This window comes from Sandarakinorhabdus cyanobacteriorum, from assembly GCF_002251755.1.
GTDB classification, from domain to species: Bacteria; Pseudomonadota; Alphaproteobacteria; order Sphingomonadales; family Sphingomonadaceae; genus Sandarakinorhabdus; species Sandarakinorhabdus cyanobacteriorum.
Genome location: NZ_NOXT01000042.1, coordinates 1 through 6,402, shown reverse-complemented (window position 1 = coordinate 6,402; position 6,402 = coordinate 1). Strand labels below are relative to the sequence as shown.

Below are 6,402 nucleotides of genomic sequence, written 5' to 3'. Positions count from 1 at the left end.
GCTACCCTCATAACCTACACCACCTGCCGGGACGCGACCGTGCGTGCCGCGCCAGCGTGATGGCACGTTTGCAAATGCGCGAGTGACAGAGGTGCTCACCCAGCCGCTTTACGCCGGCTATCTGGAAGCGCCGCGCTGGGACATTGCCCTGCGCAAGGCTCAACACGCTGGGCTTATCTCCTTCCAGACATTCCAGCGCATTCAACAGCGGCTGCGCGGTGGCGCGCGTGTGCCCGCGCGACAAGATATTCAAGCCGACTTCTCGCTGCGCGGGTTCGTATGCTGTGCCGACTGCGACAAGCCACTCACAGGTAGCTGGAGCCGTGGTTCCCACTCGCGGTTCCCCTATTACTCATGTTTCAACAAGCACTGTGTGAGCTTCCGCAAATCCATACCGCGCTCACAGGTCGAGAGTGCATTCGAGCAGCTTCTCAAGGAGATGGCGCCATCGGCAGAACTGATGGAGATGATGACACAGATGCTGCACGACTTGTGGGAGCAGCGCGTGGAGGCCACACGCCTTCACAAGGATCATTATCGCGCTGAGGTTTCCCAAATCGATCGCAAGATCGCGCAGCTGCTCGACCGGATCATGGAGACGGAGACGCCAACGGTGGTCAGGGCGTATGAGCAGCGGATCGCGGAATTTGAGACGCGCAAGCTCGTGCTTCAAGAAAAGCTGGCAGAATCGCCGCCTGATCAGCCCGCACTAGAGGCAACACTTCGAACGGCGATGCAATTTCTTGCAAGCCATTGGAATCTTTGGATGTCTGACCGTGTAGAGGACAAGAGAGCCGTGCTCAAACTCACCTTCAAGGAGCGTCTTGGATATAGCAAGACGAAGGGACTTCGAACGCCGGAATTATCGTTCCCGTTCAAGCTGTTAACCGATTTTTTCGGCGATGAAAGGGAAATGGCGCGCCCGGAACGATTCGAACGTCCGACCCTCAGATTCGTAGTCTGATGCTCTATCCAGCTGAGCTACGGGCGCGCGCCTTGGAGGCCGGCCTGATAGCGGCGTGTGCGGGGCATTGCAACCTCTTCCTTGCCGCTTTAGGCGATATTCTCATGTTGGCGCGCCAAATCCCGATCCTGTTGTTGTTGCCGCTGGCTGCCTGCAGTGCGCGCGGCGGCGATTGGCCAACGCTGGCCCCGCGCGCTGGCGAGATTTCGCCGATGGTGCCGCGCAACGTGGCGGGCCAGCAACGCTGCCCGGTGGCCGTCGATTGTGCGCCACCGGCCGTTGTTGCGGCCCCGGAATCCGTGGCGCCGCAGCCACCGGCCCCGCCTGCAGCCGCCGTGTTGGCCGAGCTGACGCAGATCGAAGCGAAAATGGACGCCATCGAACGGGATGCGGCCACCGCGCGCCGGGATGCGGCCACCGCACGCGCAGCCGCGGGCACGGCGGGCACGGAATCGGCCACGGCTGCACGCGCCGTCGCCGCCGAAACCCGGCTGGCGGCGGCGTTGCAGCCGCTGGCTGGCCTGGCCTTCCGGCTGGATGAACTGGCCGCCGCCACGGCTGATGCCGGCGACCGCGCTGCCTACGCCGATTGGCTGGCGGCCCTGTCACGCCGCGCTGCCGGCCTCGATCCTCAATAAAGACCGACCGCCTGCCGCGTGGCCGCCGCAACCAGGTCGGCGGCCACCGTGGCCACGATTGCGAGTTGCACATCATCGATCAGTGGCAGATCAGGCGCGGCCGTGCCGATGGCAAACAGGCAGTCTCCATCGAATTGGGTGTGCACCGGCCGCACAGCACGGGCCAGGCCGGATTGGGCGACCATGGCGATGCGCAAGGCCTGTGCCCTGCTGATCGGTGCGTTGGTTGCCACAGCGCCAATCACCGTATTCTGCCGGCCGAAGCCTTTGTGGCGATTGAGTTTTGGCATCGCAACCACGCCATCGGGCGGCGCGTCGGCATAGACCTCGCCAAAGCTGTTTGCGGCGATCAGGGCCCCCACCACCAAGCCGTCGTCCAGCCGGCGTGCCAGGCTGCCAATACCGCCCGGCCGGCTGCCGGAGCGGGCGCCGTGGCCGGCACCGATTGGACCATGACCATCACTACCGACCGTGCCAAGCTGGGCAAAGGCCTCCCGCGACAGCCGCCGATAGGGTGGTTCCATGCCCCAGCCCTTGTCACCACCGTTCGACAGGTCGAACAATATGGCGGCTGGCACCACCGGCACCGGGGGCAAGCCTTCCCCCATCGGCAGCCCGCGCCCCTCGGCTGACAACAACAGCGCCAGTTCGTCACCAGCGGCCAAGCCAAACACCGAACCGCCAGCCAGCGCCAGGCCATAGGCCCGTTCGACCAAGTTGATGGGGTTCAGCGCATCGGTCTCGCGGGTGCCGGGGCCGCCGCCGCGGACCTCTACCGCCATCACGGCGGGTGCGTCGGGAACAATCAGGGTGACGCCGGTGCGGGCATTGTCACAATGGGCGTGGCCAACGCTGAGGCCGGGAACGGTAGTGATGCCGGGCAGGTTCATGGCGCATCCATCGGCCGCATGCGAGGCTGTTGCAAGCCTGCCCGAACAGGCGCACCGTGCATGAAGCCGAGTCATTGAAGGACCAAGGCCATGGTTGCCCCCGCCGTCGCCCATATCAACCGCATCGGCACCGCGCTGCCGCCCAACGACGTGCACGAGGCATTTGTTGACTTCGTCGGCACGCTCATCAAGGACCGGCGTGACCAGTTGATTTTCAAGCGGCTGGTCGGCCGTTCCGCCATCGACCATCGTTGGAGCTTCTTCACGCCGGTGAAAGACCCGGACGGCTTCACCGCCGATGCGGAAGGATTTTACCGGCCCGGTGCCTTTCCTTCGACCGCACGGCGGATGGCGCGTTTTGCTGCTACGGCGCCGGCTTTGGCCGAACAGGCGATTGGCGGCCTGGCGCTTTCGGCCAAGGATTTGAATGGCATCACCCATCTGGTGGTGGCCAGTTGCACCGGCATGGTGGCACCTGGGATTGACCAGTTGCTGGTCAGCCGGCTGGGGCTGAACCCCGGTGTGGAGCGCACCCATGTCGGCTTCATGGGCTGTTATGCGGCGGTCAACGCCTTGAGATTGGCGTATCATTTCGTGCGATCCAATCCGGCAGCGCGGGTGCTGGTGGTCAATCTGGAGCTGTGCACCTTGCATTTTCAGGAAACTGGCGATCTCGAATCGCTGCTGGCCATGCTGCTGTTTGGCGATGGTTGTTCAGCGGCGTTGGTGACGGCCGAGGCGACTGGGCTGGCGCTGACCGATTTCCGGGCGGCCACCATTGCCGATTCGGCTGATGCCATCACCTGGAACATCGGCGATCAGGGTTTTGACATGCACCTGTCGGGCCGGGTGCCGCCGATCCTGCAACAGGCGCTGGCCGGGCCGGCGGGTGCAGAGCTGCTGCGTGGGCAACATCCTGATGATTATGGGGTTTTTGCCGTGCATGGCGGCGGCCGGGCCATATTGGATGCGGTAGAGGCCGGGCTGGGATTGGGGCAGGGGGCGCTGAACTGGTCGCGGGAGGTGCTGAAGGATTGCGGCAACATGAGCAGCGCCACCCTGATGTTTGTGCTGCAGCGGATCATGGCCGGGATCGGCAGCGCCGTGCCGCGCGGGGCGCCGGGCTTTGGCGTGGCCTTTGGGCCGGGCTTGGCGGCGGAAAGTTTCCGTTTTCAAACAGTGGGTTGATGCAGGAACTGCTTGCCACTTGGCCGGCGGCGCCGCTGGATTTCAGCCGCCGGGCCGACCTGCCGGAGATCATGGACGATGGCCGGCTGGATGCCGCTACTTATGCTGCGGTGATTGCAGATCTGGCCCGGGTGAACAGCATCACGCTGGCGCGGCCGCCTACGATCAACTGGTTGAAAAAACGAACGAAATCGCTGGATGAATTCTCGGTTCTGGATGTCGGCTTTGGCCATGGCGACATGCTGCGGGCGATTGCGGCCTGGGCGCGGGGCGCGGGCAAGCGGGTGCGGTTGGTGGGGGTGGACCTGAACCCCCGGTCCGCCCCGGCGGCGCGGGCGGCCACAAACCCGGCCGACGGGATCGAATATGTGACGGGCCAAGCCGAAGCGATTGATTTTACGCCGGATTTCATCATCTCTTCGTTGGTGGCGCACCATATGGATGATGCCGAACTGGCCGGCTTCATCGGCTGGATGCAGGCCACGGCAGGGCGCGGCTGGCTGATCAACGATCTGCATCGCCACTGGCTGGCCTGGCTGGGATTTCAAGCACTTGCGCGGATTTTTGGCTGGCATCCGATCGTTGCCCATGATGGTGCCCTGTCGGTGCGGCGGGCGTTTGGGCGCGGCGATTGGGCCAAGTTGTTGAAATCGGCAGATGTTCGCGCCGATGTGCGCTGGCACATCCCCTTCCGCTGGGCGGTGGCGGCATGCACCCGCTGATCATCGGCGGCGGCTTGGCCGGTTGCGCGGCTGCCATCGATCTGGCGCGGTCCGGGTTAAGGCCCTGTTTGATCGAGCGAAATCCTGATCCGCACGACAAGATTTGTGGCGAGTTCCTCAGCGGGGAGGCGGTGGCGGCGCTGGCCGGGCTGGGGGTGGACCCCCGCGCGCTGGGTGCGGTGCCGATCACCCGGGTGGAGCTGTGGGCCGGCCGGCGTCAGGCCAGCGCCGCGCTGCCATTCCCGGCGCTCAGCCTGTCCCGCCGTGTCCTGGATGCCGAATTGGTGGCAAAATCCGCGTCATTGGTGACCGCATTTCACAGCGGCGTGGCAGCAAACCGGATCAGCGGTGACCGCGTTCACACATCCGGTGGCGAATTGCGGGCCAGCGCCATTTTGCTGGCCACCGGCAAGCATGATCTGCGTGGGCTTCCCCGCCCGCCAGGGCCGGACCAGATCGGTTTCAAGCAATATTTCGCCGCCCCGGCCCTGCACCGGCAGCTGGCCGGCACGGTGCGGGTGGTGTTTTTCGACGGCGGCTATGCCGGGCTGCAACCGGTGGAGGGCGGGCGGCTGAACCTGTGCCTGCTGGCCGATGGCCCCCTCTATCGCGGGCTGGGCAGCTGGCCGGCGCTGCTGGCGCTGCTGCTGCGCGAACCCGGCCTGGCGGCGCTGGCCGATGCGCAGCCGCTGCTGGCGAAACCGCTGGCCATCAGCCGGGTGCCCTATGGCCATCTTGCCGGGCCGGCCGGCGACGGGCTGTGGCGGCTGGGCGACCAGGCGGCGGTGATCCCCAGTTTCTGCGGGGACGGCATGGGCATCGCGCTGGAATCGGGGCGGCTGGCGGCGCGCATGCTGGCGGCCGGGGCCAGCGCCGATGATTATCAGGCCGCCCTGCTGGCGCGCGCCCGGCGGCCGGTGCGGCTGGCGATGGCGGCCCTGCGGCTGGCCGAAACCCGTCTCGGCCGGCTGCTGGCGCTCACCGGCCTCGCCGCCATTCCCGGCGCGCTGGGCCTGATGGCGCGGATGACCCGGGTCGCCGATCCCAATGCGCTTGCGCCTGCGGGCTGAGGCTGGCACCCCCACGGCCATGGACACACTGCCCATCTTCTTGAAACTGGCCGGCCGCCGCGTGATCCTGATCGGCGACGGCGAAGCGGCCGAGGCCAAGGCCCGGCTGATCCGCGCCGCCGGCGGCCGCATCGTGGCCGAGGCCGAAGACGCCGCTCTGGCCTTCATCGCGCTGGACGATGACGCCGAGGCCACTGCCCACGCCGCCCGGCTGCGGCAGCGCGGCCTGCTGGTGAACGTGGTGGACCGGCCCGCCCTGTCAGACTTTCTGATGGGCGCCATCATCGATCGCTCCCCCGTGGTGCTGGCCGTCTCCACCGGCGGAGCCTCCGCCAGCCTGGCCCGCGCGCTGCGCACTCGGCTGGAAGCGCTGCTGCCCGCCAGCCTGGGGCCACTCGCCCGCGCCATCCTGGCCGCCCGCGACGCGGTGAGCCGCCACCACCCCACCCCATCCGACCGCCGCCGCCTGTGGGAACGCGCCCTGGCCGAAGGCGCCCCACTCGATCCCTTCGCCAGCCTGCCCGATCCGGCGGCCGCCGTCTCCGCCACCATCACCGGCACCAGCACCACCACGCCCCAAATCGTCCACATCCCCATCACCAGCCCCGACCCCGGCGACCTCACCCTCAACCAACTCAACCTCCTCGCCCGCTGCGACACACTCGTGATGCAAGGCCCCATCCCCACCGCCGTCGTGGACCGCGCTCGCCGCGACGCCACCCGGCTGGATGCCGTGCCCACGCCGCTGCCGGCCGGGGTGACGGTGGTGCTGGGGTGGGACGGGGAAGGGTGAAGGGGTGAAGGGGTGGAGAGTTAAGGGTGCCTCCGGCGGCAAGGGTCGCGGACCCTTGACCCGTTTGTTTTGATTTGGGCGTTATGGCGGCATTTGGGCTGATTGTGTTGAAAAACTCGGCCTTGCAACGGCGCTAA

At 66.7% G+C, this 6,402-nt stretch carries 7 protein-coding genes and 1 tRNA gene; 6 read left to right on the top strand and 2 right to left on the bottom strand.

Features of this window, described 5'->3' with window-relative positions; translation table 11 throughout:
- Positions 1-43: 43 nt before the first annotated feature.
- Positions 44-964, top strand: coding sequence for a recombinase zinc beta ribbon domain-containing protein (locus CHU93_RS18205; protein ID WP_133064264.1), 921 nt, complete (start codon positions 44-46; stop codon positions 962-964).
- On the opposite strand, the gene CHU93_RS00915 is transcribed toward CHU93_RS18205, so the two are convergent.
- Positions 915-991: transfer RNA gene (locus tag CHU93_RS00915), tRNA-Arg, on the bottom strand. The two genes, CHU93_RS18205 and CHU93_RS00915, sit on opposite strands and share 50 nt — an antisense overlap.
- A 77-nt stretch (positions 992-1,068) precedes the next feature.
- On the opposite strand from CHU93_RS00915, the gene CHU93_RS00910 reads away from it, so the two are divergent.
- A complete protein-coding gene (locus CHU93_RS00910; protein ID WP_094472341.1) occupies positions 1,069-1,602 on the top strand; it encodes a hypothetical protein in 534 nt (177 codons plus the stop codon).
- On the opposite strand, the gene CHU93_RS00905 is transcribed toward CHU93_RS00910, so the two are convergent.
- Entirely contained in the window at positions 1,596-2,492 is an 897-nt protein-coding gene (locus CHU93_RS00905; protein ID WP_094472340.1) for a P1 family peptidase, read from the bottom strand. The genes CHU93_RS00910 and CHU93_RS00905 overlap by 7 nt on opposite strands.
- A gap of 90 nt (positions 2,493-2,582) precedes the next feature.
- Between CHU93_RS00905 and CHU93_RS00900 the strand changes: the two genes are divergently transcribed.
- From CHU93_RS00900 to CHU93_RS00885, 4 genes are read left to right on the top strand one after another with little or no spacing between them, the layout of a single operon-like run.
- A complete protein-coding gene (locus tag CHU93_RS00900) occupies positions 2,583-3,680 on the top strand; it encodes a type III polyketide synthase (protein WP_094472339.1) in 1,098 nt (365 codons plus the stop codon).
- Entirely contained in the window at positions 3,680-4,402 is a 723-nt protein-coding gene (locus CHU93_RS00895; RefSeq protein WP_094472338.1) for a methyltransferase domain-containing protein, read from the top strand. Before CHU93_RS00900 ends, CHU93_RS00895 begins: the two co-directional genes overlap by 1 nt.
- On the top strand, positions 4,390-5,472 hold the full coding sequence (locus tag CHU93_RS00890) for an NAD(P)/FAD-dependent oxidoreductase (RefSeq protein WP_094472337.1): 1,083 nt from the start codon (positions 4,390-4,392) through the stop codon (positions 5,470-5,472). Before CHU93_RS00895 ends, CHU93_RS00890 begins: the two co-directional genes overlap by 13 nt.
- A 19-nt stretch (positions 5,473-5,491) precedes the next feature.
- Positions 5,492-6,265: a precorrin-2 dehydrogenase/sirohydrochlorin ferrochelatase family protein gene (locus tag CHU93_RS00885; protein WP_094472343.1), complete on the top strand. Its 774-nt coding sequence runs from the start codon at positions 5,492-5,494 to the stop codon at positions 6,263-6,265.
- The last annotated feature ends 137 nt before the right edge of the window (positions 6,266-6,402 follow it).